The sequence below is a fragment of the Saccharothrix mutabilis subsp. mutabilis genome (assembly GCF_039521145.1).
GTDB classification, from domain to species: Bacteria; Actinomycetota; Actinomycetes; order Mycobacteriales; family Pseudonocardiaceae; genus Actinosynnema; species Actinosynnema mutabilis.
This window is the reverse complement of sequence record NZ_BAAABU010000004.1, coordinates 364,381-387,141: the sequence shown is the minus strand read 5'-3', so window position 1 is coordinate 387,141 and position 22,761 is coordinate 364,381. Positions and strand designations below refer to the sequence as shown.

Sequence of the window (22,761 nt, the reverse complement as noted above, 5' to 3'; positions counted from 1 at the left end):
CCCGGCTTCCCGACCGTCCTACCGAGACGCATCATGTTCGGGTGAAAACGGGGGTTGTCGAACGCGTCGCGCGGTTCCGCGACCAGTACTGGGAGCGGGGCGAGCCGGGGCGCCGGACCCCGCCGGCGCTGGCCGCCGGCCTCTACAAGCTCTGGCTGTGGGGCCTGCTCTTCAAGCTCATCGGGTCGTCGTGGGACGTCGCCTGGCACTTCAAGTGGCTGCGCGACGAGCTGGCCCCACCGCACATGATCAACACCGTCGGCACGGTGATCGTGGTCGGCCTGACGATCTTCCACACCTACACCGGCTACGGCGCGGACCGGACCGCCCTGCGCCTGATGCAGTGGGGCACCGGCGTCTTCCTCGTCGCGCTGCCGATCGACCTGATCAACCACCGCGTCAACGGCCTGGACATCACGTCCTGGAGCGGTTCGCACGCCCTGCTCTACCTGGGCACGGCGATCATGCTCGCGGGCGCGTTGCGCGGGTTCGCCCAGCACACCGAACCGTCCCGGTGGCGGCTGTTCGGGCTCGCCGCGCTGTGGTTCTTCTTCCTGGAGAACATGTGGTTCCCCAACCAGCACCAGGAGTACGGGGTGCTGGAGATCGCGTCGTGGGACCGCGGCGACCCGTACGCGGAGCCGATCCTGCTCCAGTTCGCCGCCGACCAGATCGGCCGGCCGGTGGACCGCGAGTCGATCGTGCGGTTCTCGCTGCCCATCCCGGACTGGGTGTACCCGGTGTGGGGCCTGGTCGCCGCCGCGCTGGTGCTCGTCGTGGCGCGGCGCAGCATCGGTCGCCGGTGGGCCGCGACGGCCGTGGCCTGCGGGTACGTCGCGTACCGGTGCCTGATCTGGCCGTTGCTGGCGGGCGCGGACTTCCCGCTCTCGACGGTGCCGCTGTTCCTGGTGCTGGTCGGCCTCGCGGTGGACGCGGCGCACCTGGGCCGCGTGCCCGAACCGGTCGCGGCGGTGCTCGGCGCGGCGGCGGTGACGGGTCTGGGCTACGGCGGGATCTGGGCGCTGCAACAGGTGGACGCGGCCCCGCCGATCCTGTTCCCGTCCGCAGCGGTGACGTTCGTGCTGCTCGCGGTGCTGTGGACGGCCGCGGGCCCGACGGTCCGCCGGATCGGGGTGGGGCTGCCCCCACTGCGGTCCCGGGTGGCCGCCTGATTCTGCCCGCTCCGGAATCCCCCGAAGATCGTTCGCGTCACGACGACCGATCCTCGGGGGATTCCTTTCGTGAGTGACGTTTCCGCCATCCGCTGCGCGCCGTGGTGGCCGCGGCCGTGGTGCTCGGCCTCGCCACCGCCACCCCCCACCACGGCCTCCACCGCCAACATCGCCGCGGACACCACGTCCACCGGCGACCTGCACCGGGCTGCACAGCGGTGGATCGACGCCGGCGTGCGACCCCGACGGGTTCCGGGGTCCGCGGCTGCACGACCACGTGCGGACCGGGGCGTCGACGTGTCCGCGTCGTGGGCCAAGGGCGGCCTGATCTCCACCGCCGGGGAGTGGCCGAAGTCCTGCGCGCCCTGTTCGGCGGGCGGTTGCTGCCGGGCAGGACGAGATGGTGAACGCCGCGGTCTGCGAGCTCTACGGCCGCTGAGACGCCGAACGGCCCCTCCCGAACCGCGGGAGGGGCCGTTCGCGGGTCCGAAGGCTCAGCCGGCGATCATCCGGCCGGAGGACTTCAGGTGCTCGCACGCCTGCGCGATGCGGGCGGCCATGCCCTGCTCGGCGGCCTTGAGGTAGGACCGCGGGTCGTAGGCCTTCTTGTTGCCCACCTCGCCGTCCACCTTCAGCACGCCGTCGTAGTTGGTGAACATGTGCGCCGCGATCGGACGGGTGAACGCGTACTGCGTGTCCGTGTCGATGTTCATCTTGATCACGCCGTAGGAGACCGCCTCGTGGATCTCCTCCAGCAGCGAGCCCGAGCCGCCGTGGAAGACCAGGTCGAACGGCTTGGAGCCGGCCGGCAGGCCCAGCTTCTCGGCCACGACCTCCTGGCCCTGCTTCAGGATCTCCGGGCGCAGCTTCACGTTGCCCGGCTTGTAGACGCCGTGCACGTTGCCGAAGGTCGCCGCGACCAGGTAGCGGCCCTTCTCACCGGCGCCGAGGGCGTCCACCGTCTTCAGGTAGTCCTCGGGCGTGGTGTAGAGCTTCTCGTTGATCTCGGCGACGACGCCGTCCTCCTCGCCGCCGACGACGCCCACCTCGATCTCAAGGATGATCTTCGCCTTGGCCGCGAGGTCGAGCAGCTCGGTCGCGATCTTGAGGTTCTCGTCCAGCGGCACCGCCGAGCCGTCCCACATGTGGGACTGGAACAGCGGGTTCAGGCCGCGGTCGACGCGCTCCTGGCTGATCGCCACCAGGGGCCGGACGTAGCCGTCCAGCTTGTCCTTGGGGCAGTGGTCGGTGTGCAGCGCGATGTTCACCGGGTACTTCTCGGCGACGACGTGCGCGAACTCCGCGAGCGCCACCGCACCGGTGACCATGTCCTTGACCTTGGTGCCCGAGGCGAACTCGGCGCCGCCGGTCGAGATCTGGATGATCCCGTCGCTCTCGGCCTCCGCGAAGCCGCGCAGCGCCGCGTTGAGCGTCTCGGACGAGGTGACGTTGATCGCGGGGTAGGCGAACTCGTTCGCCTTGGCCCGGTCAAGCATCTCGGCGTAGACCTCAGGGGTTGCGATGGGCATCGGTGGTCCTCCTCGGGTGCCCGGAACGCGGTGTCGTGGGCATCCTACGGGCACCGCCCGGCGGAAGAAGTTGATCACCGGCATAGTGGGTGCATGGCGATCGCACGGTGGAACGGCGAGATCATCGCCGAGAGTGACGACACGGAGATGGTGGAGGGGAACCACTACTTCCCCCTGGAGTCGGTGCACGCCCACTACCTGAGGCCGTCGGACACCACGTCGGTGTGTCCGTGGAAGGGCACCGCGAACTACTACAACCTGCACGTGAACGGCAAGGACAACCCGGACGCGGTCTGGTACTACGCCGAGCCCAAGGAGGCGGCGGCGAACATCAGGGGCCGCGTGGCCTTCTGGCGCGGCGTCGAGGTGACGGACTAGCCGGCGGTCCGCGACCCCCTCGGGAGGTCCCGAGGGGGTCGGGGCGCGTCACCCGTTCAGGGCGGCGGCCAGGTCGCGGAAGGCCGGGGAGGTGTCCTGGTTGGCGCCCAGCAGCTGGACGGACACGTGGTCCGCGCCGGCGTCGAGGTGGGCGCGCAGGCGGGCGGCCACGCGGTCGGTCGGGCCCCACGCCACCAGGGCGTCCACCAGGCGGTCGCTGCCGCCGTCGCGGAAGTCGTCCTCGGTGAAGCCGTTGCGCAGCCAGTTGTTGGTGTAGTTCTCCAGCCGCAGGTAGAGGGCGAGGTTGCGGCGGCCCTCCTCGCGGGCCTTCGCCGGGTCCTCCTCCAGCACCACGTGCTGCTCGGGCGCGAGCACGGTGCCCTGGCCGATCACCTCGCGGGCCTGCGCGGTGTACTCCGGGGTGACCAGGTACGGGTGCGCGACGGTGGTCCGGGCGGCGGCCAGGCGCAGGACGCGCGGGCCGAGGGCGGCCAGGGCCAGGCGGTCGCGCGGGACGTCCAGCTCGTCGAGGTAGCGGACCAGCTTCTGGTACGGGCTGTGGTACACCTCACCCGCCAGCTCGCGGTGCCCCGCGCCCACGCCGACCAGGAAGCGGTCGGTCCAGGCCAGGTCGCGGTAGCCGCCGTTGACCACGGCGGCCGGGGTCGTCCAGACGTTGAGGATGCCGGTGGCGACGACCAGCCGCTCGGTCGCCTGGAGCAGCTCGCCGACGAGCCCGAGCACACCGCCGTCCGGGGCCGCGCCCAGCCACAACGCGCTGAACCCCAGCTCCTCCAGCCGGGCGGCGGCCTCCGCCCGCCCCTCCCAGCCCGTGTAGTGGCTCCAGACCCCGAAGCGCCCCAGCTCCACCGTCATTTCGACTCCTTTCGAAGACAACTTCGACTGTGGCCAACCCGTGGGACGCACGATTTAGTCCTGGCTGTGGGATTCGGCCGACCGCGGGGTGGCGGGGTTAGGTTCGCGGCATGACGAACTTGGGAACCAGCGACCTGGACGTGTCCCGCCTGGCGCTCGGCGGGAACGTGTTCGGGTGGACCGCGGACGAGGAGTCGTCCTTCGCGGTGCTCGACGCGTACACGGCGGCCGGCGGCAACTTCGTGGACACCGCGGACGTGTACTCGGCCTGGGCGCCGGGCCACTCGGGCGGCGAGTCGGAGTCGGTCGTGGGCCGGTGGCTGGCGTCGCGCGGGAACCGGGACTCCGTGGTGGTGGCGACGAAGGTCGGCATGCTGGACGGCCTGGACGACCTGAAGGCCGCCACCATCGCGACCGCCGCCGAGAACTCCCTGCGCCGACTGGGCGTGGACCACATCGACCTCTACTACGCCCACCAGGACGACCCGGGAACGCCGCAGGAGGAGACGCTGGCGGCGTTCGACGCGCTCGTGCGGTCGGGGAAGGTGCGGTACATCGCGGCGTCGAACTTCACGGCGGAGCGCCTGACGTCGGCGCTGGCGGTGTCCGAGCGCGAAGGCCTCGCCCGGTACGTGGCGCTCCAGCAGCACTACAACCTTGTTGAACGATCCTACGAAGGTGAGCTGAGGGCGGCCGTCGAGGCGGGAGGGCTGTCCAGCGCGCCGTACTGGGGCCTGGCGAAGGGCTTCCTGACCGGCAAGTACCGGCCGGGCGTCGAGGTCGAGAGCGTCCGCGCCGCCGCCGCGTCGAAGTACCTGGACGACCGGGGCCTGCGCATCCTGGCGGCGCTGGACGAGGTCGCCGCCGGCCACGACACGACGGTGGCGGCGGTGGCCCTGGCGTGGCTGGCGGCCCAGCCGACGGTGGCCGCGCCGATCGCCAGCGCGCGCAACGTCGAACAGTTGAACGACCTCCTGCCGGCCCTCGACCTGGAGTTGAAGGCCGACGAGATCGAGCGGCTGAGCGCCGCGAGCGCCTGAGCGGAAGCGAGTTAACTCTCCAGTAGCTTACTGGCGGTAAGTTGCGTTACGGTGACCTCCGGAGAACCCGTTCGAGGAGGTCACCGTGGACGTTGCGGGCAAGGTTGTCCTGATCACCGGCGCGGCTCGGGGAATCGGCGCCGAGGTGGCGCGGCGGCTGGCCGCCAAGGGCGCGAAGGTCGCGCTGGTCGGGCTGGAGGGCGACCAGCTCCGCCAGGTCGCCGAGCAGTGCGGCGGGCGGGCGTGGGAGGCCGACGTCACCGACTGGCAGGCGCTGGAGACCGCCGTCAACGGCGTGGTCGAGCACTTCGGCGGCATCGACGTCGTGGTGGCCAACGCCGGCATCGCGGCCACCGGATTCATCCGGTCGATGGACCCGGCCGCCTTCGAACGGGTCATCGAGGTCAACCTGCTGGGCGTCTGGCGCACCGTCCGCACCGCCCTGCCGCACCTGATCGCGAGCCGCGGGTACTGCCTGGTCGTGTCGTCGCTGGCCGCGATCGTCCACATCCCCGGCAACGCCGCGTACTCGGCCGCCAAGGCGGGGTGCGAGGCCTTCGCCGACAGCCTGCGCGCCGAGGTCCGCCACCTGGGCGTGGACGTGGGCGTCGCGTACTTCTCGTGGATCTCGACCGACATGGTCAACAGCGCCGACCAGCACCCGGTCTTCGGGCCGCTGCGCAGCGGCATGCCGGGGCTCGCGGGCAAGAAGTACCCGGTCTCCGACGTGGGCAAGGCCGTGGTGCGGGGCATCGAGAAGCGCGCCAAGGCGGTGCACGTGCCGGGCTGGGTCGGCGGGCTGAAGATCTTCCGGGCCTTCACGCCGAAGGTCGTGGACCAGCAGGCCGCGCGCCAGGTCCCCGCCGCCGACCGCGAGATGGCCGCGAAGGACCTGTCCGGCCTGGTCGGGCCGGGCGGCGAAGCGGCGGGCACCCGCAAGCCCGCGCAGAAGAAGCGCTGACCGCCCGACGGGGAGACCGGCCGCCCGCGAGACACCGGGACCGGTTCCCCGCAGGGGTGTCGGCCGCCTGCGGGAGCCGGGGGCCGGCCTCCCGCAGGGGTGCCGGCCTCCCGCGCGCCCGGCCGTCCGCAGGGGCCGCCGGTCGGTCGGCGGTCGGCTAGTCGGCCAACCAGGTGCCCAGCACCGGCAGCCACTCGTGCACGCGCGTCTCGGCGACCACGCCGGCGGGCGTGTACGGGTCGGCCGCCAGCACCGACTTCAACTCGGCCTCGTCGGCCACCTCGTAGACCAGGATCGCGCCGGACTGGTCGGCGTACGGCCCGGAGACCAGCAGCTTGCCCTGCTCGACCAGGGTGGCCAGGTACTCCCGGTGCGCCGGCCGTACGGCCAGCCGCGCCTCCTGGTCGTCCCCGAACACCAACTCGACCGCGTACCGGGCCACCGCGCACCTCCACGAAGAACGTCAACGCCGGCACCGAAGCTACCCCCGAACCGGGTACCGTCTTTTCCGTGGTCGGTTCGGAACAACACAGCGGCGGCATCGCGCGTGTGCAGGACACGCTGACGAACCTGCGCATCCAGGACGGCGTCGCGCCCGCGCCGACCGGTCCCCTCACGCTGGAGGACCTGTACCGGCAGCACCGGATGCGGCTGGTCCGCCTGGCCCTGTTGCTGGTCGACGAGCCCTCGACCGCCGAGGACGTGGTGCAGGAGGCGTTCACCGGCCTGTACCGGAACTGGTCGCGCCTGCGGGACGCCCAGGCCGCCGTCGGCTACCTGCGCACCGCCGTGGTCAACGGCTCGCGCAGCGTCCTGCGCCGCCGCAAGACCGCCCGCGACTACACCCCGCCGCACGTGGCCAACGCCCGGTCGGCCGAGAGCCTCGCCATGCTCACCGCCGAGCACCAGGCCGTGGTGAAAGCGCTGTCCCAGCTGCCGCCGCGCCAGCGCGAGGTGCTCGTGCTGCGCTACTACGGCGACCTGTCGGAGGCGGAGATCGCCGAGGCCACCGGCATCTCGAAGGGCACCGTGAAGAGCACGGCCAGCCGCGCGCTGGACGCCCTCCAGAAGATCATGGGCACCGCCTGACGGCACTCCCCGAGAACGCCGTCGATCGCCCACGCGCGCCTGGAAAGCGCTTACCACCGCCCGTCCCGAAGGGTGGGAGAACCCGGGTGCGGAGGGTGGGCGGATGTGTACCGGGTGGGGGAATCGGGCACTTGGTATAGACCAATGGCGGCTCGATGCCGCACTATCGGTCCTCGTGGCACGCACAAGACACGTGATAGCCGTCGACGTCGGCGGCACCGAGACCAAAGCCGCCCTGGTGGCGGGCACCGCCTCCGACGTGCGCGCGGTGCGGCAGCGGCGCCGGGCGACCACCCGCGACGCCGACGCCGTGGTCGACGATGTGGCCGCCCTGGTCGACGAACTGCGTGCCGGCGCCGACGACGTCGAGGCCGTCGGTCTCGTCGTGCCCGGCGTCGTGGACGAGGCGCAAGGCGTCGGGGTGTACTCCGCGAACCTCGGCTGGCAGGACTACCCGTTCGTCAAGCAGGTCGAGGCCCGCACCGGCCTGCGCACCGCGTTCGGGCACGACGTGCGCGCGGGAGGGCTCGCCGAACTCCGCACCGGCAACGCCCGCGGCCTGCGCGACGCCGTGATCATGCCCATCGGCACAGGCATCGCCGCCGCGCTCGTCCTGGACGGGCGGATCTACCGGGGCGACGGCAGCGTCGGCGAGATCGGCCACGTGGACGTCGGCCACGGCGACCCGTGCGGCTGCGGCCAGACCGGCTGCGTCGAGGCCCGCGCGTCCTCCGCCGCGATCGCCCGCCGGTACACCGAGCGCTCCGGCAACCCGGTCACCGGGGCGGCGGACGTGGCGCGGCTGGTCCGAGCGGGCGAGAACGACGCGGTGGTCGTGTGGCACGAGGCCGTGGACGCGCTCGCACGGGGCATCCTGCTCGTGGCGGCCCTGCTGGGTCCGGAGGCGGTTGTCCTGGGCGGCGGTCTCGCGCTGGCGGGCCCGCTGCTGGTGGACCCGCTGCGGGACCGGCTGGACGGCTTGATCACCTTCCAGCGGCGTCCGGAACTGCGGCTGGCGGCACTGGGTGACGAGGCGGGCTGCCTCGGCGCCGCGCTGCTGGCCATCGACATGCTGGAGGAGAGATGAGCACGTGGGGTGGACCGGTGGACGTGACCCTGACCGGTGGTCGGGTCGTCACGCCCGACGGGGTGCTCGACCGGGGCTGGGTCGCGGTGCGCGACGGCCGGATCGCCGCCGTCGGTGACGGCGCCGCGCCGGACGGGCCGACCACGGACGTGGGCGGCGGCTGGCTGGTGCCGGGCTTCGTGGACATCCACTGCCACGGCGGTGGCGGCGAGGCGTTCACCAGCGCCGACCCGGACCGGGTGCGCAGGGCCGCCGCCGCGCACCGCCGGCACGGGACGACGACCATGCTGGCCAGCCTGGTGTCCCGGCCGATCCCGGAGCTGGCCGACCAGGTCAAGGCGCTGGCCGAGCTGGTGGACGACGGCGTGGTGGCCGGCATCCACCTGGAGGGCCCGTTCCTGTCCGCCGCGCGGTGCGGCGCGCACGACCCCGCCATCCTGTGCCCGCCGGACGCCGCCTCGGTCGACGCGCTGCTCAAGGCCGGTCGCGGGACCGTGCGCATGGTGACCGTGGCCCCCGAGCTGGAGCACGGTGTCGACGCGGTCCGCCGCCTCGTCGACAACGGTGTCCTGGCCGCCATCGGGCACACGGACGCGACCGAGGCCCAGATCCGGCCCGCCGTGGAGGCCGGAGCGAGCGTCGCGACCCACCTGTTCAACGGCATGCGCCCGCTGCACCACCGCGAGCCCGGCCCGATCGGCGCGCTGCTGGACGACGAGCGGGTCACCGTCGAGCTGATCTGCGACCTGGTCCACCTGCACCCGACGGCGGTCCGCCTCGCCGCGCGGCACGCGGGGACCGGCCGGACCGTGCTGGTCACCGACGCCATCGCGGCGGCGGGCGTGGGCGACGGCGTGTACGACGTGGGCGGCCTGGAGGTGCGGGTCGTGGACGGCGTGCCGACGCTGGCCGGCGGCGCGTCGCTGGCGGGCAGCACGCTCACGATGGACGCGGCGTTCCGCAACGCCGTGCAGTCGTGCGGGCTGACCGTGGAGGAGGCCGTGCGAGCGACGGCCACGCGGCCCGCGCGGCTGCTCGGCGTCGAGGCGGGCGAGATCCGCGCCGGCCTCGTGGCCGACCTGGTCGTGCTGGACGACGAGTTCCGCCCGCGCGAGGTCATGGCGCGCGGCGAGTGGGTCAAGGAGTAGGGCTCGCGTCGCGCCGCCCCCGACGACGTGGGCGGCGCGCGATACTGGGCACCATGTCCGACGAGCACGAGCGGCTGGTGGTCGACGCGCTGCGCGCGCAGGTCGCCGGCACCGGCGGGCGCCTGCCCGCCCCCACGCCCGACCCGGGGCGCCCGGCGCTGGGCGCGGGCTGGGTGCTGCTGCTCGCCGTCCTGCTCGGCCTGGCCGCCGGCACGGTCGTGGCGGTAATCACGCTCCGTTGAGCCTGTACCGTGGTCCGCGTGACGGTCGCGCTCACCACCACCCACGCCCTCGGCCCGGACTGGCTGGACCCGCAGATCCTGCTGCAGGGACTCGGGCCGTACATGCTGGTCGGCCTGTGCTTCATCATCTTCGCCGAGTGCGGGCTGCTGGTCGGGTTCTTCCTGCCCGGCGACTCGCTGCTGTTCACGGCGGGCCTGTTCGTGGCGAGCGGCCTGATGGACTACCCGCTGTGGCTGGTGTGCGTGCTGCTGACGGCGTGCGCGATGCTCGGCAACGTCGTGGGCTACTGGATCGGCTACCGCGCGGGACCGGCGCTGTTCAACAAGCCGGACTCCAAGATCTTCAAGAAGGAGTACGTCGACAAGACGCACGAGTTCTTCGAGAAGTACGGGGCGCGCGCGATCGTCCTGGCGCGGTTCGTGCCGATCGTCCGGACGTTCATCACGGCGATGGCCGGCGTGGGCCGCATGGACGCCCGCAAGTACTTCACCTACTCGTTCATCGGCGGTGTCGCGTGGGCGGCCGGCCTGACCGTCCTGGGCTACTTCCTGGGGCAGATCGAGTTCGTGCGCAACAACCTGGAGATGATCCTGCTGCTGATCGTCTTCCTGTCGATCGTGCCGATCATCATCGAGGTCATCAAGGCGCGGCGGGAGAAGAAGGCGCTCCTCGCGCAGGAGGCGGACGACATCACCCAGCAGTTCGACCGCGCCGACGACGCCACTCAGCAGTTCAAGCGCATCGACTGACGCGAAGCCTCCCGGCCGGGCGCGCCTGATCGGCGGTTGACCGCACCCCTCATTGGTCTGTACCAGTGAGGGGTGCTTCGTTTCGGGCTCGCGGTGCTGCTGGCGCTCGCCTCCGGCGTCTCGGCGCCCACGACCGCCTCGGCCTCGGCCTCGCCGAAAGCGGTCGTGGGCGCGTACTACGGCAACTGGTTCAGCGCGTCGAAGCCGATCTCCTCGATCCCCTCGGACACGCCGATCACGCACCTGTTCTACGCGTTCGCCACGATCGAGGACGGCCGGTGCGCGCTCAACGCCCCCACGGCGGCGAAGGACTTCGCCGACATCCTCGACCTCAAGCGCCGCAAGCCGTCGTTGCGGGCGTTGATCTCGATCGGCGGTTGGGGCGCGGGCGGGTTCTCCGACGCCGCGCTCACCGAAGCGTCGCGGCGGGCGGCCCGTACGACCCGGGGCGGAGCTTCGAGCTCGGCGCGCTGGGCCGCGACCTCGACTTCATCACCCTCATGACCTACGACATGGGCACCGGCTTCTCCCCGGTGGCGACGTTCAACGCGCCGCTGCGCGAGGTGCCGCAGGACCCGATGCCCGCCGCCGACCGCCGCTGGAACAACGTCGTCGGCGCGGTCGAGTACTACGTCCGCCACGGGGTGCGGCCGGACAAGCTCGTGCTCGGGACCCCGTTCTACGGCCGGGGGTTCCGGGTCCGCGAGGCCGGGCCGGACCACGGGCTGTACCAGCCGTGCGAGAGCGCGTTCTGGGTCGACGGCTACGACGAGGTGCAACGGCTGCGCGCGACCCCGGGCTGGACCGAGCACTGGCACCCGGTGGCGCGGTCGCCGTGGCTCTACAACGCGGCCGAGCGCAAGTTCGTCAGCTACGAGAACCCGCGCTCGATCGGCATCCGCGCCCGGTACGCCAAGGACCGCGGCCTGCGCGGCACGTTCATGTGGAACTCGGCCACGACGACGCGCGGCACAGCCTGCTGACCGCGATGGCCGCGCCATTCCGGTAGCCACACCGCGCCCGGTCCCGCCATACTCGGTGACGGGCACCAGGGGGGTGCCCGAAAACCGTTGGGGGGCAAGGAAGTGATTCGTATTCGGCGTGCCCTGGGCACGCTCGCCGCCATCGGCGCGGCACTGACCGCGGTGGTGGCACCCGCGTCGGCCACGGCAGAACCCGCGGCACCGCTGGTGTCCTCGGCCGTTTATGTCGAGAACGCGCCGTACCCGGGTGTCGGCGGTGAGCACGTGCCGGGTGTCTTCTTGTTCGACGCCAACGGTTCCGCGGACGTCGTGGAGTTCCGGTACGCGAACCGGCGGCTCAGCGGCTCGGTGCCGGCCGACGCGGACGGCAGGGCGACGGCGGTCATCACGCCCGGCGCGCCCGGGTCGTTGGAGCTGAAGGTCTACAGCGTGAACCGGGACGGCGTCGCGTCCGCCGTGCGCACCTACGACACGCAGGTCGCCTACACCGGCCCGGACACGACGGTCACGCCGTGGTCCGCGCTGGTCGGCACGCCGCGCACGGCCGCGTTCGCGCCGCGCTGGGGCCACCTCGCGCCGATCGTCCGCTACACGTACCGCGTCAACGACGGCGAGCCGGTGACCGTGGACGCCGACGCGGCCGGGCGGGCGAGCGTGACGATCGGGTCGGACCGGCCGGGGCTCAACGAGGTCCGGGTCGTCGGGGTCACGGCGGACGGCACCCGGACCGCCGAGCACCTGCGCGGCTACGAGGCCGTGCTGGGGTACGCGTGGGCGAACAGCTCCGACTACCCGTACGGGGCGGAAGCGGGCGGCGTGGGCGTGACGGGCGCGTTCGAGCTTCACAGCACCGTGGCCGAGACGGTGGCCTTCGAGTACCTGTTCGAGGACGGCGAGGTGCGGACGGTGGCGTCCGAGGCCCCGGGCACGGCGGTCATCGCCCTGACCCCGACCCGCCCCGGCCGCACGGAGGTGCTGGTGCGCAGCGTGCGGGCGGACGGGCTGGGCTCGAACTGGTACGCCTACAGCTTCAGCGTCATCAGCTGAGCGAGGCCGAGCCGCGCGACGGAGTCGCGCCATCAAACACCGAACATCGATCCCGGGTTGAACAGGTTCTCCGGGTCCAGCGCCCGCTTGATCTCGCGGTGGACCCGGAGGCCGACCGGGCCGATCTCGGTCGCCAGCCACTCGCGCTTGATCTTGCCGATGCCGTGCTCGCCGGTCACCGTGCCGCCCAGCGCGAGCCCGACCGCCAGGATGTCGTCGAACGCCTTCCGCGCCCGCGCGAACTCGTCCGCCGACGTGGGGTCGTAGACGATCGTGGGGTGCATGTTGCCGTCGCCGGCGTGCCCGACGACCGCGATCCGCAGCCCCACCTCCGCGCTGATCCGCTCGCACCCGGCGATCAGCTCGGCGATCCTGGTCCGCGGCACGCACACGTCGTCGGTCAGCCACGCCCCGTAGACCTCCAGCGCGGTGAGCACGGCGCGGCGGGCGGTGAGCAGGTCGCGGCCCTCGTTGAGGTCGTCGGTGGCGTAGGTGAGGTCCGCGCCGGCGTCCTTGCAGACCTGCTCGATGACCTCCAGGTCGCGCCGCGCCGCCTCGCCGCCGGCGTCGGACTGGCAGATGAGCAGGGCTTCGTCGGCGTTCAGGTCGGTCTTGAGGTACTGCTCGACGGCCCGGATGGACGTCCGGTCCATGATCTCCATCAGCGACGGGACCACGCCCTCCCGCACCACGCGCGCCACGGCGGCACCCGCGTCGGCGGTGTTGGAGAACGTCGCGACCAGCGTGGACGGGGCCTGCGGGAGCGGGCGCAGGGCAAGGGTGGCGCGGGTGATGACGCCCAGCGTGCCCTCGCTGCCGATGAACAGCTTGGTCAGGTCGTACCCGGCGACGCCCTTGACCGTGCGGCGGCCGGTCCGCAGCAGCTCGCCGTCGGCCAGGACCACCTCAAGCCCGAGGACGGAGTCCGTGGTGACGCCGTACTTCACGCAGCACAGCCCGCCCGCGTTGGTGGACAGGTTGCCGCCGATCGTGCACCAGTCGTAGCTGGACGGGTCCGGCGGGTAGAACAGCCCGTGCTTCTCCACCGCGCCGCGCAGGTCGAGGTTGACCACGCCCGGCTCGACGACGGCCAGCCGGTTGTCGGGGTCGATCTCGACGATCCGGTTCATCTTTGTTGTGACGAGCACCACACAGCCGTCCACGGCGTTGGCCGCGCCGGACAGCCCGCTACCCGCGCCGCGGGGCACGATCGGCGTCCGGTGCGCCGCGCACGCCCGGACCACCTCCCGCACCTGGCCGGTGTCGGTCGGCAGGACCACGGCCAGCGGCTGCCCGTGGGGCGCGAGCGGCATCATGTCGCGCCGGTACGCGGCGGTGACGTCCGGATCGGTCAGCACGGCATCCGGTCCAACGGCGGCGCGCAACCGCGTGAGCAGGGCCTCCATCCCCTCAAACTAGCGCTGTTCGGCACGTCCCGATCCGAAGCTTTTCAGCACCAGTTCGCCCGGAGTCGCCCAAACCGGTCCGAAGCGCCACGTAGGCTGGCGCTCGTGGTTCTGTCCGCAACGTCCGAAGCACTGGCGTTCGCCCCGCTGGAGACCGCAGGCCCGTTGGCCGTGTGGCTCATCACGCTGAGCTTCGTCTTCTTCGAGTGCGCGTTCATCTTCGGCCTGTTCCTGCCCGGCGACTCGCTGCTGTTCGCGGCCGGTGTCGTGCTCGCGCAGCACGACGGCGAGCTCAGCGCGTGGTTGCTGTCGGTCGCGGCGATGATCGTGGCCGTGGTCGGCAACCAGATCGGCTACTACATCGGCCGGCACACGGGCACCCGGCTGCTGGCCCGCCGCGGCGGCAAGGTCCTCAACAAGGAGAACCTGGCCAAGGCCCGCGACTTCCTCGACCGCCGCGGTTTCTGGGCGATCGTGCTGGCGCGCTGGATCCCGTGGGTGCGCACGCTGGCGCCGATGGTCGCCGGCGCGGCCCGCATGGACCCGAAGCGGTTCATGCTCGCGACGACGATCGGCGCGCTGGCGTGGGTGCCGACGCTGGTCCTGGCCGGCTACTACGGGGCGGGGCTGCTCACGTCCATCCCGTGGCTGCAGACGGCGGCGGTCATCGCGAGCGTGGCGTTCTTCGTGGTCGGCACCGCCTACGGCCTGATCCGCTACCGGCAGGAGATGCGCAAGCCGGTCGAGGAAGAGGTCGGCGCGCAGCAGTAGGCCCGGCTCACAGGACTTCGGCGATCACCAGGTCGGCGGCGGACTTCGACGCGTTCACCATCAGGGCGTTCACGTGGTCGGTGCCGTTGAGCACGCGTTCGCGCGCGTCCTCGACCGAGCGGCCGTAGCGGACGTGGCGGTCGATCAGGCGGGACACCCTCAGGTCCTCGTCGATCATCAGGAACCACGCCTCGTCCAGCACCACCCGCACGCGCTTCCACTTGTCGTACTGCATCAGCAGGTAGTTGCCCTCGGTCACCACCAGGGGCACGTCCGGTGGCACGGGCACCGCGCACGCCACCGGCTCCTCGATCTCCCGCCGGAACTCCGGCGCGTAGACGACGTCCGGCCCGCACGCCTTGAGCCGGCCCAGCAGGTCCACGTAACCGGGGATGTCGAACGTGTCCGGCGCGCCCTTCCGGTCGGCGATGCCCAGCCGGTCCAGCTCCTTCTGCGCGAGGTGGAACCCGTCCATCTCGACCAGCGCCGCCGACGAGCCCAGGGCGTCGACGAGCCGGCGGGCCAGGGTGGACTTGCCGGAGCCCGGTGCGCCGCCGATGCCGAGCAGCCTGCGCTCGCCCGGTTCCGCCAGCCGTCGCGCCCGGTCGACCAGGTCGTCGAACCTCACCCGCTGTCCCGCCACCGCTCCAGCTCCTCAACCCAGTCCCACGCGGTGTTGCGCACGCGCACCGCCGCGACCGCGTTCGCCCACCGCACGGCGTCCTCCACCGCGCGGTCCTCCGCCGGGACGCCCCGGGCGACCGCGACCGCCAACGCACCGTGCCACACGTCGCCGGCGCCGTTGGTGTCGCGCACGGGCACCGCGGGCACCGGCACCGCGCCGGTCCGGCCGGCGCGCGACCAGGTGACCGGCTCGGGACCGCCGGTGCGCAGCACCAGCGGCACGCCGTACGCGTGCACCTCGGCCGCCGACCGCGGGAACGCGGCCGAGCAGGCGGCTACGTCGACGAGGGGCAGCAGGTCGTCGAGCACAGGTTTCCAGCTCCCCGCGTCCAACACCACCGGCACACCCTCGCGTTTCGCCAGGCGGGCGGCCTCGACGGCCACCGGGCCGAGGTGACCGTCCACGAGCACCACGTCGCAGCCGGCCAGGTCCACCCCGGACTCCGGCGCGAACCCGGAGGCGTTGCGGGACACGACGGTCCGCTCGCCGTCCCGCTCGCGCACGACGACCATGCTCAGCGCCGGGCCGCCCGGCCCCAGCGACCGCACCTCGACCCCGCCCAGCATCGAGCGCACCACCGGCCCCAGCTCGCCGCCCAACGACGTCGCCAGCACGGCCCGGTGCCCCAGCGCCGCCACGGTCCGCGCCGCGTTCGCCGCCGGACCGCCGGGCGCGAGGTGCACGCCGAGCGACTGCACCTTGTCGCCCGGTCGGGGGAACTCCGCGACCACCTGAGACACGTCCAGGGTCGTCAGCCCGACACACAGGACGGCTGCCACGACGTGCACCTCCGAGCCGGTATCGTCCCCCGCAATCGCTTGCGCACGGCCGAACGGGGACGGGTACATGGTCACCATGAAGGAGGTCGCCGCGCTGGCCGGCGTCTCCATCACCACGGTCTCACACGTGATCAACGAGACCAGGCCGGTGGCCGCGAGCACGCGCGAGCGGGTCCTCAAGGCGATCGAGGAGACCGGGTACACCGGGGACGCGATCGCCCGGTCCCTGGTCACCGGCGGCACGAAGTCGCTGGGCCTCGCGGTGTCGCTGGTGTCGCACCCGTACTTCGCGGAGCTGATCGCGGCCATCGAGAACGAGGCCGCGCACGCCGGGTACTCGCTGGTGCTGATCGACACCCGCGAGTCGGCCGAGTCGGAGCAGGCGGCGGTGCGGATGCTGCGGTCGCGCCGGGTGGACGGGGTGCTGCTCACGCCCACGTCGGGCTCGGCGGCGCTGCCCGAGCTGCGCCGGCTGGGCGTGCCGACGGTGCTGGTGGACCGGTTGACGCTGGCCCAGGACACCGACCAGGTGGGCCCGGAGAACGTGCAGGCCACGTCCACGCTCGTGCGGCACCTCGCCGACCTCGGGCACCGGCGGATCGGCCTGGTCACCGGGGCGCCGGGCGTGCCCACGACCGACGAGCGGGTGCTGGGCTACCGGCTGGGCCTGGGCCGGGCGGGGCTCAAGTGGGACGAGGAGCTGGTCACCCAGTCGCTGGAACCGCTGCTCGGCCAGGTGTCCGGGCTGGTGGTGAGCGACCACCAGGTGCTGATGGGCGTGCTCGGCGCGGCCCGCGCGCACGGGGTGCGGATCGGGACCGACCTGGCGCTGGTCACCTACGGCGAGGTGGAGTGGGCGGAGCTGGTCGAGCCGCCGCTGACCACGATGGCGCAACCGGTCGAGGAGATCGGGCGGACGGCGGTGCGGCTGCTGCTGTCGCGCATCGCCGACCCGGAGCGCGCGCCGGAGACGATCCGGCTGGCGCCAGCGCTGAAACACCGCCAATCCTGCGGCTGTCACCAGTAGCGTGGGGCGGGTGCTGGTACCCGGCCTGGTTTCGGTGACCTTCCGCGCGCTCCCCGTTCCCGAGGTGGTGGACCTGGCGCGGTCGTGCGGTCTGTGGGCCGTCGAGTGGGGCGGCGACGTGCACGTGCCGCCGCACGACCTGCCCGCCGCGCGGGACGCCCGCGACCGGTGCGCCGACGCGGGGCTGAGCGTGTCCGCGTACGGGTCGTACTACCGGGCGGGCGTGACCGACGCCGAGGAGTGGCCGCGGGTGCTCGCGACGGCGGCGGAGCTGGGCGCGCCGCGGATCCGGGTGTGGGCGGGGAACACGGGCTCGGCGCGGACGCCTCCCGACCGGCGGGCGCGGGTCGTGGCGGCGATCCGGGACGCGGCGGTGCGGGCGGAGGACTACGGCATCCGGATCGCCGTGGAGCACCACCGCGACACGTTGACCGACACGCTGGAGTCGGCGACCCGCCTGTACGCGGAGGTCGGGCACGGGTCGGTGGTGCCGTACTGGCAGCCGCGCGGCGGGCAGGACGTGGCGAGCGCGGTGGAGGAGGTGCGCACGCTGCTGCCGCGCCTGACGACCGCGCACGTGTTCTCGTGGGGACCCGGTGGCGGCGCGGACCGGTTGCCGTTGGCGGCGCGGGAGGACCTGTGGCGGCCGGTGCTGGCGGAGCTGGCGCGCGACGGGGTGGACCGGCACGTGCTGCTGGAGTTCGTGGCCGACGACTCGCCGGCGCGGTTCCGGGAGGACGCGGCCGTGCTGCTGGGGTGGATCAGCGCCGTAGCGGCGTGATGTCGTTGCGCTCCAACAGGGCCGCGGCTTCCAGCGTCATCCAGCCGCCGAGTTGGACGGACAGGTCGCGCTCGGCGCTCGCGGGGTCGGGGTCGCCCGCCGGTTCGGTCCACTGTGGACCGAAGAGCGGTCCGCTGACGGCCGCGCTGCGGTTGCCCCACAGGGCGTCCGCGGACGTGAACACGAGGTCGGCCGCCTTCGCCGCCTCGGGCCGGTCGAGCCGCAGCGCCGCCTGGGCGAGGTAGCGCGCGAGGATGCCGGTGAACAGGCCGGCGTCACCGCCGCCGTGGCCGCGCAGGACGCCGTCGTCGGCGAGGTGCTTGTCCACGGCCGTGATGATGCGCGCGGCGCGGTCCTTGTACTGCGTGGAGCCGAGTTCGACGCACGCGCCGAGGACCACGCCCTGGCAGTAGGTGTAGAGGTTGCGCTCGACCTCGCGGACCGTGCCGTCGGGGTGGACGTGCAGGCCGTCGAACAACAGCCCGGTCTCCTCGTCCCGCAGCCACTCCTCGATCCAGTCCACAGTGGAGCGTGCGCGGCCGAGGTCGCCCTTGCCGCCGAGGCGGGCGAGGAAGATGGCGGCGGGGCCGTTGGCGGGGACGTTCTTGAAGTCGTCGTCGCGCTTCCACCAGATCCCGCCGCCGCCGTGGTCGGTCCAGCCGGCGCGGAGCCGTTGGGCGATGGCGTCGATGGCGTGGGGCTTGTGGACGCCGGCGTGGGCGGCGCGCTGGAGGGCGAGGCCGAGCCAGGCGATGTCGTCGTAGTAGTCGTTGGTCCAGCCGACCAGGTTGCGGACGCGGATGCCGCGGACCAGTCGGCGGATGAGCTTGAGGCGCGCTTCGCGCGGGGAGCGGAGCTGGGCGTCGAGGACGCAGTCGAGCAGGTGCGCCTGCCACCAGTAGCCGAAGCGGACGTGCAGGCGGGCGGACCAGGTGGCCGGCCAGGCGACCGCGCCGAGCGCGGTGCCGGGGAGCCCCCACACGCGCCGCAGGTGCCGCGACTCGACGGCCCGTTCGGCCACGCCCGCGCGGGCGGCGAGGAGCTTCGGCGTCGTCACGGATCAAGCTTCGCGACTGGATCGGTCAAGAAGCTCGTCGGAAGAGTTCCCAGTGGTAGAGCGCCATGGCGACGCTGGTGGTCAGGTTGTAGCTGGACACTTTCGGGCGCATCGGCAGGGACACGACCCGGTCGGCCCGCTCCCGGACCGCGTCGGAGAGCCCGTGCCGTTCGGACCCGAAGGCGAGGACGGCGTCGTCCGGTATCCGCGCGTGCTTGAGGTCCTCGCCGTCAGCGTCGAAGGCGATCACCTCGCCTTCCAGCTCTTCGACTCCCGCCAGCCGAAGCACAGGCAGGGCGAAGTGCAACCCGGCACTGCCGCGCAGGACGTTCGGGTGCCACGGATCCACGTCCCCGATCGACACCACACCCCCGGCACCCAACCCGGCGGCCACCCGGATCACCGCGCCGAAGTTGCCGAGGTTCCGCGGGTTGTCCAGCAGCACCAGCGGTGAGGATCGTTCAACAATCCCCCACTCCGGTCGTTCAACAATCCCCCCGACCCCGGTCGGGTGCGCCTTGCCGACCACCCGGACGAACTCGTCCAGCCCCACCTCGACGGCTCGATCGTTGAACAACTCAACAAGATCAGGCGCATGCGACCGGGCGAACCCGACCGCCTCACCCCGATCCACCACGACCACGGTCCGCACAACAGCCCCAAACCGAACCGCATGCTTGACCGCGTGGAACCCCTCCAGGACAACCTGCTCACCCACGAGCCGGGATGGTAGTCAGGCACCCAGCGCAGGCCGATCGATCCGGAGACCGACCTTTCGGTACGCCGGTACGTCTCGAACCGTGAGCGAGACCTCGACCGTCCCGTCCGCACCGCTGCGCATGACCAGCGCATAGCTGTCGCGTCGGGGATCGAGCCCCACGTGGTCGAGCTTCGCAGTGAACTCGGCCGGCAACACGACGGTGTAACTGATCAGCTCCGCCACCTCACCAAAAGACACGAGAAAGACGTCCGGCTCATGACCTCGCGCGAAAGGGAGGCACATTTCCGGCCAGAACACGTCGACGAGGAACGTGAACTGCTCACCGCGCACCAACGGGCTGTCGAGGTGCACGAACGTCTTGACCATTCCCACACGGATCCAGTGATCGGTGGTGACGAGCCGCGTGCCCCCGATGCCGTGAACCTCGGGCGTGCGCACGTCCACCGTGACCAGGTGCCTGAGGTCGGGCCAATCCCAGTTCACGCGGTTGGTGAAGCTCAGGAACACCATCCGGTCGCAGTCCGCCTCGATCGTGACCGCGAGCCGCTGACGAACGTCCCCGTCCTCGTTGATCCGCGACTCCTGCGACCATGCGACGACTCGCCAGCGGTGGCCCAACTCCTTCTCGAGAACATCGCAGTAGAGCGCCAACAGACGCCCATACTGCCCTCTGCCCACATTCCTCGGCTCAATTTCTCTGGTCATGCCGAAGGGTAGATCGGTGAGCACCCGACATGGACGAACTGTAGCTCGAACAGCGCAACTGGGTATTGCGCCGGTTCAGCGACAAGTCTCCGGGTGGTGGGGAGTTGTGTGTTCAGCCCGCCGCTTGACGTAGTACCCGACCCACGACACCACCACGCACAGCGCCACCACGAGTTGCACCGTCGGCGCCGCCGACTCCGGGTAGAGCACCCCGTCGATGTAGGTGTCGATGAACCCGGTCGGCAACGGCTCCTGCCCCGCCGCCGTGCGGAAGGCGTTTTCCAGCCATGTCAACGGGCAGGCCAGGGGGAAGGTGACGATCAAGGCGCCCCACACCGCCATCGCCACGTGGAACCACACCAGCCGCGGCCAGCGCCACGCCAGGAAACCGCCGACCACCAGGAAGCCCAGAACGCCGAAGTGGAGCACCATGACCAGTTCGGCGAGCGCCCGCGCGACCATCACGACCTCCCTGTACCCCAGGGTAGGCCGCACCCCCACCGGACGCCCGCGAAAATTCAGCCGCGGGGCAGCGCCTGCCAGGGCACCCGGCCCGCGATGTCCAGCAGCAGGTCCGCCAGGTGCGCCAACGGGGCCTGCACCAGCGGCGCGGGGACGGCCGCCGCCAGGTTGTGCTCGTCGAACGCGATGGCCACGCCCGCCGCCCGCGGGTCGGTCAGCAACGCCTGGGGCAGGCCCGAGCCGAGCAGGGCGCCGGCGAAGGCCGGGTTCTTGCGGCGGACCTCGTAGCGGGCGTCGAAGGCCGGGTCGCCGGTGGCCGTGAACTGCTCGAAGATGCCCCACACGCTGTCCTCGCGCGGGCTGATCAGCACCCACGGGCCCGGCATCGGGCGCGGCACGACGACCACCGAGTACGTGCGGTACTCCGTGGTCACCGTGTTGTCCGTGCGCAGCAGCACCTCGACGGCCAGCACCGGCACGCCCCGCCACGCGCCGACGAGCTGGAAGCGGACCCGGCTGCGGTCCGCCTCCAGCATCCGGCCGATCTGCGGCACGCGCTCCTGGAAGCCCTGGTCCTCGGCGACGAACCGCCAGCCCAGGGCCGCCTCCAGCGCGCGCATCCGCTGCTCCCACTGGTTCACGAACTGCGGGTTCGTGAACGGGTTGCGCTTGCGCCGCGCCACCCCCACGGCGACGCCCACTCCGAGGATCGCCACGACGACCAGCAACAACACCACCGCGGAGGACATGTCAGGCCAGACCGAGGTCCGCCAGGTCGAGCAGGTAGCGGTAGGACAGGCCCTGCGCCTCGATGACCTCGCGGGCCACCGTGCCGCGGTCCACGACCGTCGCGACGCCCACCACGGTCGCGCCGGCCTCGCGCAGCGCCTCCACCGCGGTCAGCACGCTGCCGCCCGTGGTCGAGGTGTCCTCGACGGCGAGCACCCGCTGGCCCGCGACCTCGATGCCCTCGATGCGCCGCTGCATGCCGTGCTTCTTGGTCTCCTTGCGCACGACGAACGCGTCGAGCACCTCGCCGGCCGCCGCCGCGGCGTGCATCATCGCGCACGCCACCGGGTCCGCGCCGAGCGTCAGTCCGCCCGCCGCGACGTAGTCCCAGTCGGCGGTGAGCTGCCGCAGGAGCTTGCCGATCAGCGGCGCGGCGGCGTGGTGCAGCGTCGCGCGGCGCAGGTCGATGTAGTAGTCGGCCTCCGCGCCGGAGGACAACGTCACCTTGCCGTGCACCACGGCCAGCTCGCTCACCAACCGGGCCAGCTCGGCCTTGGCACCGGCGTCCAGAACCACTTCAGTTCGCACGGGGTCCAAGACTGTCATACGCGTCCGTACGCTGGCACACCGTGAACCTGTTCGGCACCGACACACTCGTCATCGAGCAGCCCTGGGGCGCTGGCCGGCACCTGTTCGGGACGCGCTACCGGACCACCGCCCTGACCGAGCACGGCGTGCCGCTGGCGACCGCGGCCGACCGGAAGTTCCTCGGTCCGCTGCGCAAGCTGCTGCGCGCCACCGGGTTCTCCGGGCGCACCGTCTACGACCTCGCCGTCACCTCGCCGCAGGGCCAGGTGCTGCTGCTGGTGCACAAGGGGGCGGGCAAGCCGCCGACGCGCGTGTCGCGGCCGGACGGGACGCCCGTCGGCTCGGTGCGCCGGGAGGGGCGGGGGTCCTACGCCCTGCTGGACCCGGGCGGGCGGCGGCTGTGCGGGCTGACCGACGTGGCGACGTTCACCCCGGGCGCCCTCGCGAAGGGCGCGAACGGCCGGGTGCGGCGGGACGTGCTGCGGCTGCGGCCGGGCACGCCGGAGCCGGTGCGGTCGCTGGCGCTGGCGACGGCGCTCGCGTTCGACGTGGTGCGCGGCATCGGGACGAACCACACGAGCGGCGGCGGCTTCGACTTCCCGACCAGCGCCTGAGCCGGGCGCGCGGCGGCGGGGGCCGGCCTCCGGCCCCCGCTGCCATGGTCCCACGAGGGACCGACAATCCCGCTCGACCTGCGACGCCCGCGACGCCCGCGACGCCTGCGACACCCGCAGACCCGCGGCGCGGG

29 protein-coding genes are annotated in these 22,761 nt (G+C 72.3%); 17 read left to right on the top strand and 12 right to left on the bottom strand.

Translation table 11 applies throughout. The features are described 5' to 3' along the window. Positions 1-41 precede the first annotated feature (41 nt). On the top strand, positions 42-1,172 hold the full coding sequence (locus ABD126_RS12820; RefSeq protein WP_343933989.1) for a hypothetical protein: 1,131 nt from the start codon (positions 42-44) through the stop codon (positions 1,170-1,172). A 494-nt stretch (positions 1,173-1,666) separates the two neighbouring features. Here ABD126_RS12820 and fbaA read toward each other — a convergent pair whose 3' ends face one another. Next, positions 1,667-2,701 carry a class II fructose-bisphosphate aldolase gene (gene fbaA, locus ABD126_RS12815; RefSeq protein ID WP_309109825.1) on the bottom strand — a complete coding sequence of 345 codons (1,035 nt, stop codon included), beginning with the start codon at positions 2,699-2,701 and terminating at the stop codon, positions 1,667-1,669. Between the two features lie 93 nt (positions 2,702-2,794). On the opposite strand from fbaA, the gene ABD126_RS12810 reads away from it, so the two are divergent. After that, on the top strand, positions 2,795-3,079 hold the full coding sequence (locus tag ABD126_RS12810; RefSeq protein WP_343933988.1) for a DUF427 domain-containing protein: 285 nt from the start codon (positions 2,795-2,797) through the stop codon (positions 3,077-3,079). A gap of 48 nt (positions 3,080-3,127) precedes the next feature. Here the strand turns inward: ABD126_RS12810 and ABD126_RS12805 are convergent, their stop codons facing one another. After that, entirely contained in the window at positions 3,128-3,955 is an 828-nt protein-coding gene (locus tag ABD126_RS12805) for an LLM class F420-dependent oxidoreductase (protein ID WP_343933987.1), read from the bottom strand. A gap of 110 nt (positions 3,956-4,065) precedes the next feature. Here ABD126_RS12805 and ABD126_RS12800 point away from each other — a divergent pair, with 110 nt between their 5' ends. After that, positions 4,066-4,995 (top strand): aldo/keto reductase, encoded by a 930-nt coding sequence (locus ABD126_RS12800; RefSeq protein ID WP_343933986.1) that lies wholly within the window; start codon positions 4,066-4,068, stop codon positions 4,993-4,995. Positions 4,996-5,080: 85 nt separating this feature from the next. Next, a complete protein-coding gene (locus ABD126_RS12795; RefSeq protein ID WP_343933985.1) occupies positions 5,081-5,956 on the top strand; it encodes an SDR family oxidoreductase in 876 nt (291 codons plus the stop codon). Between the two features lie 157 nt (positions 5,957-6,113). On the opposite strand, the gene ABD126_RS12790 is transcribed toward ABD126_RS12795, so the two are convergent. Beyond that, entirely contained in the window at positions 6,114-6,398 is a 285-nt protein-coding gene (locus tag ABD126_RS12790; RefSeq protein WP_343933984.1) for a YciI family protein, read from the bottom strand. A 68-nt stretch (positions 6,399-6,466) separates the two neighbouring features. Here ABD126_RS12790 and ABD126_RS12785 point away from each other — a divergent pair, with 68 nt between their 5' ends. From ABD126_RS12785 to ABD126_RS12750, 8 genes are all read left to right on the top strand, one after another. Continuing rightward, complete coding sequence (locus tag ABD126_RS12785; RefSeq protein WP_309109831.1) at positions 6,467-7,045, top strand: SigE family RNA polymerase sigma factor; 579 nt, start codon at positions 6,467-6,469, stop codon at positions 7,043-7,045. Between the two features lie 193 nt (positions 7,046-7,238). Then, on the top strand, positions 7,239-8,132 hold the full coding sequence (locus ABD126_RS12780; protein ID WP_343934222.1) for an ROK family protein: 894 nt from the start codon (positions 7,239-7,241) through the stop codon (positions 8,130-8,132). Beyond that, the gene (gene nagA, locus ABD126_RS12775; RefSeq protein ID WP_343933983.1) at positions 8,129-9,280 is read left to right on the top strand and encodes an N-acetylglucosamine-6-phosphate deacetylase; all 1,152 of its coding nucleotides are present in this window, start codon (positions 8,129-8,131) and stop codon (positions 9,278-9,280) included. The genes ABD126_RS12780 and nagA overlap by 4 nt, the downstream gene beginning before the upstream one ends. Before the next feature lie 53 nt (positions 9,281-9,333). Then, complete coding sequence (locus ABD126_RS12770) at positions 9,334-9,522, top strand: hypothetical protein (RefSeq protein WP_343933982.1); 189 nt, start codon at positions 9,334-9,336, stop codon at positions 9,520-9,522. Positions 9,523-9,531: 9 nt separating this feature from the next. Further along, entirely contained in the window at positions 9,532-10,272 is a 741-nt protein-coding gene (locus ABD126_RS12765) for a DedA family protein (protein ID WP_343933981.1), read from the top strand. Positions 10,273-10,344: 72 nt separating this feature from the next. Further along, positions 10,345-10,776, top strand: a complete 432-nt coding sequence (locus ABD126_RS12760) for a glycosyl hydrolase family 18 protein (protein WP_343933980.1) — start codon at positions 10,345-10,347, stop codon at positions 10,774-10,776. Further along, complete coding sequence (locus ABD126_RS12755) at positions 10,773-11,255, top strand: glycosyl hydrolase family 18 protein (protein ID WP_425542795.1); 483 nt, start codon at positions 10,773-10,775, stop codon at positions 11,253-11,255. The genes ABD126_RS12760 and ABD126_RS12755 overlap by 4 nt, the downstream gene beginning before the upstream one ends. A 102-nt stretch (positions 11,256-11,357) precedes the next feature. After that, positions 11,358-12,302, top strand: coding sequence for a hypothetical protein (locus ABD126_RS12750; protein ID WP_343933979.1), 945 nt, complete (start codon positions 11,358-11,360; stop codon positions 12,300-12,302). 32 nt (positions 12,303-12,334) lie between these two features. Here the strand turns inward: ABD126_RS12750 and ABD126_RS12745 are convergent, their stop codons facing one another. After that, positions 12,335-13,708, bottom strand: a complete 1,374-nt coding sequence (locus ABD126_RS12745; RefSeq protein WP_343933978.1) for an FAD-binding oxidoreductase — start codon at positions 13,706-13,708, stop codon at positions 12,335-12,337. A 105-nt stretch (positions 13,709-13,813) separates the two neighbouring features. On the opposite strand from ABD126_RS12745, the gene ABD126_RS12740 reads away from it, so the two are divergent. Further along, positions 13,814-14,479, top strand: a complete 666-nt coding sequence (locus ABD126_RS12740; RefSeq protein WP_343933976.1) for a DedA family protein — start codon at positions 13,814-13,816, stop codon at positions 14,477-14,479. A gap of 7 nt (positions 14,480-14,486) precedes the next feature. Here ABD126_RS12740 and ABD126_RS12735 read toward each other — a convergent pair whose 3' ends face one another. Both ABD126_RS12735 and ABD126_RS12730 read right to left on the bottom strand, forming a co-directional pair. Beyond that, positions 14,487-15,107 carry a nucleoside/nucleotide kinase family protein gene (locus ABD126_RS12735; RefSeq protein WP_343933975.1) on the bottom strand — a complete coding sequence of 207 codons (621 nt, stop codon included), beginning with the start codon at positions 15,105-15,107 and terminating at the stop codon, positions 14,487-14,489. Further along, complete coding sequence (locus ABD126_RS12730; RefSeq protein ID WP_343933974.1) at positions 15,104-15,943, bottom strand: PfkB family carbohydrate kinase; 840 nt, start codon at positions 15,941-15,943, stop codon at positions 15,104-15,106. Before ABD126_RS12730 ends, ABD126_RS12735 begins: the two co-directional genes overlap by 4 nt. A gap of 67 nt (positions 15,944-16,010) precedes the next feature. On the opposite strand from ABD126_RS12730, the gene ABD126_RS12725 reads away from it, so the two are divergent. Both ABD126_RS12725 and ABD126_RS12720 read left to right on the top strand, forming a co-directional pair. Next, positions 16,011-16,970, top strand: coding sequence for a LacI family DNA-binding transcriptional regulator (locus ABD126_RS12725; protein ID WP_343933973.1), 960 nt, complete (start codon positions 16,011-16,013; stop codon positions 16,968-16,970). A gap of 10 nt (positions 16,971-16,980) precedes the next feature. Beyond that, a complete protein-coding gene (locus ABD126_RS12720) occupies positions 16,981-17,751 on the top strand; it encodes a sugar phosphate isomerase/epimerase family protein (protein WP_343933972.1) in 771 nt (256 codons plus the stop codon). Here ABD126_RS12720 and ABD126_RS12715 read toward each other — a convergent pair. Further along, positions 17,732-18,808, bottom strand: a complete 1,077-nt coding sequence (locus ABD126_RS12715) for a glycoside hydrolase family 76 protein (RefSeq protein ID WP_343933971.1) — start codon at positions 18,806-18,808, stop codon at positions 17,732-17,734. The two genes, ABD126_RS12720 and ABD126_RS12715, sit on opposite strands and share 20 nt — an antisense overlap. Positions 18,809-18,833: 25 nt before the next feature. Next, positions 18,834-19,385: a TrmH family RNA methyltransferase gene (locus tag ABD126_RS12710; RefSeq protein WP_343933970.1), complete on the bottom strand. Its 552-nt coding sequence runs from the start codon at positions 19,383-19,385 to the stop codon at positions 18,834-18,836. An 18-nt stretch (positions 19,386-19,403) separates the two neighbouring features. Between ABD126_RS12710 and ABD126_RS12705 the strand changes: the two genes are divergently transcribed. Continuing rightward, positions 19,404-19,541 carry a hypothetical protein gene (locus ABD126_RS12705; protein ID WP_343933969.1) on the top strand — a complete coding sequence of 46 codons (138 nt, stop codon included), beginning with the start codon at positions 19,404-19,406 and terminating at the stop codon, positions 19,539-19,541. Here the strand turns inward: ABD126_RS12705 and ABD126_RS12700 are convergent, their stop codons facing one another. From ABD126_RS12700 to pyrE, 4 genes are read right to left on the bottom strand one after another with little or no spacing between them, the layout of a single operon-like run. Next, complete coding sequence (locus ABD126_RS12700) at positions 19,542-20,258, bottom strand: hypothetical protein (protein WP_343933968.1); 717 nt, start codon at positions 20,256-20,258, stop codon at positions 19,542-19,544. Positions 20,259-20,309: 51 nt separating this feature from the next. Continuing rightward, entirely contained in the window at positions 20,310-20,696 is a 387-nt protein-coding gene (locus ABD126_RS12695) for a DUF2784 domain-containing protein (RefSeq protein ID WP_343933967.1), read from the bottom strand. Positions 20,697-20,752: 56 nt separating this feature from the next. Beyond that, a complete protein-coding gene (locus ABD126_RS12690) occupies positions 20,753-21,445 on the bottom strand; it encodes a hypothetical protein (RefSeq protein WP_343933966.1) in 693 nt (230 codons plus the stop codon). Between the two features lies 1 nt (position 21,446). Next, positions 21,447-22,001 (bottom strand): orotate phosphoribosyltransferase, encoded by a 555-nt coding sequence (pyrE, locus tag ABD126_RS12685; protein ID WP_121224223.1) that lies wholly within the window; start codon positions 21,999-22,001, stop codon positions 21,447-21,449. 53 nt (positions 22,002-22,054) lie between these two features. On the opposite strand from pyrE, the gene ABD126_RS12680 reads away from it, so the two are divergent. Beyond that, positions 22,055-22,627 carry a hypothetical protein gene (locus ABD126_RS12680; RefSeq protein ID WP_343933965.1) on the top strand — a complete coding sequence of 191 codons (573 nt, stop codon included), beginning with the start codon at positions 22,055-22,057 and terminating at the stop codon, positions 22,625-22,627. Positions 22,628-22,761: the final 134 nt, after the last annotated feature.

Excerpts from the sequence above, each read along its gene's own strand:
- fbaA (WP_309109825.1), bottom strand. The coding sequence starts at position 2,701 with ATGCCCATCGCAACCCCTGAGGTCTACGCCGAGATGCTTGACCGGGCC.
- ABD126_RS12810 (WP_343933988.1), top strand. The coding sequence starts at position 2,795 with ATGGCGATCGCACGGTGGAACGGCGAGATCATCGCCGAGAGTGACGAC.
- ABD126_RS12805 (WP_343933987.1), bottom strand. The coding sequence starts at position 3,955 with ATGACGGTGGAGCTGGGGCGCTTCGGGGTCTGGAGCCACTACACGGGC.
- ABD126_RS12800 (WP_343933986.1), top strand. The coding sequence starts at position 4,066 with ATGACGAACTTGGGAACCAGCGACCTGGACGTGTCCCGCCTGGCGCTC.
- nagA (WP_343933983.1), top strand. The coding sequence starts at position 8,129 with ATGAGCACGTGGGGTGGACCGGTGGACGTGACCCTGACCGGTGGTCGG.
- ABD126_RS12770 (WP_343933982.1), top strand. The coding sequence starts at position 9,334 with ATGTCCGACGAGCACGAGCGGCTGGTGGTCGACGCGCTGCGCGCGCAG.
- ABD126_RS12755 (WP_425542795.1), top strand. The coding sequence starts at position 10,773 with ATGACCTACGACATGGGCACCGGCTTCTCCCCGGTGGCGACGTTCAAC.
- ABD126_RS12745 (WP_343933978.1), bottom strand. The coding sequence starts at position 13,708 with ATGGAGGCCCTGCTCACGCGGTTGCGCGCCGCCGTTGGACCGGATGCC.
- ABD126_RS12725 (WP_343933973.1), top strand. The coding sequence starts at position 16,011 with ATGGTCACCATGAAGGAGGTCGCCGCGCTGGCCGGCGTCTCCATCACC.
- ABD126_RS12705 (WP_343933969.1), top strand. The coding sequence starts at position 19,404 with ATGCGACCGGGCGAACCCGACCGCCTCACCCCGATCCACCACGACCAC.
- ABD126_RS12695 (WP_343933967.1), bottom strand. The coding sequence starts at position 20,696 with ATGGTCGCGCGGGCGCTCGCCGAACTGGTCATGGTGCTCCACTTCGGC.
- ABD126_RS12690 (WP_343933966.1), bottom strand. The coding sequence starts at position 21,445 with ATGTCCTCCGCGGTGGTGTTGTTGCTGGTCGTCGTGGCGATCCTCGGA.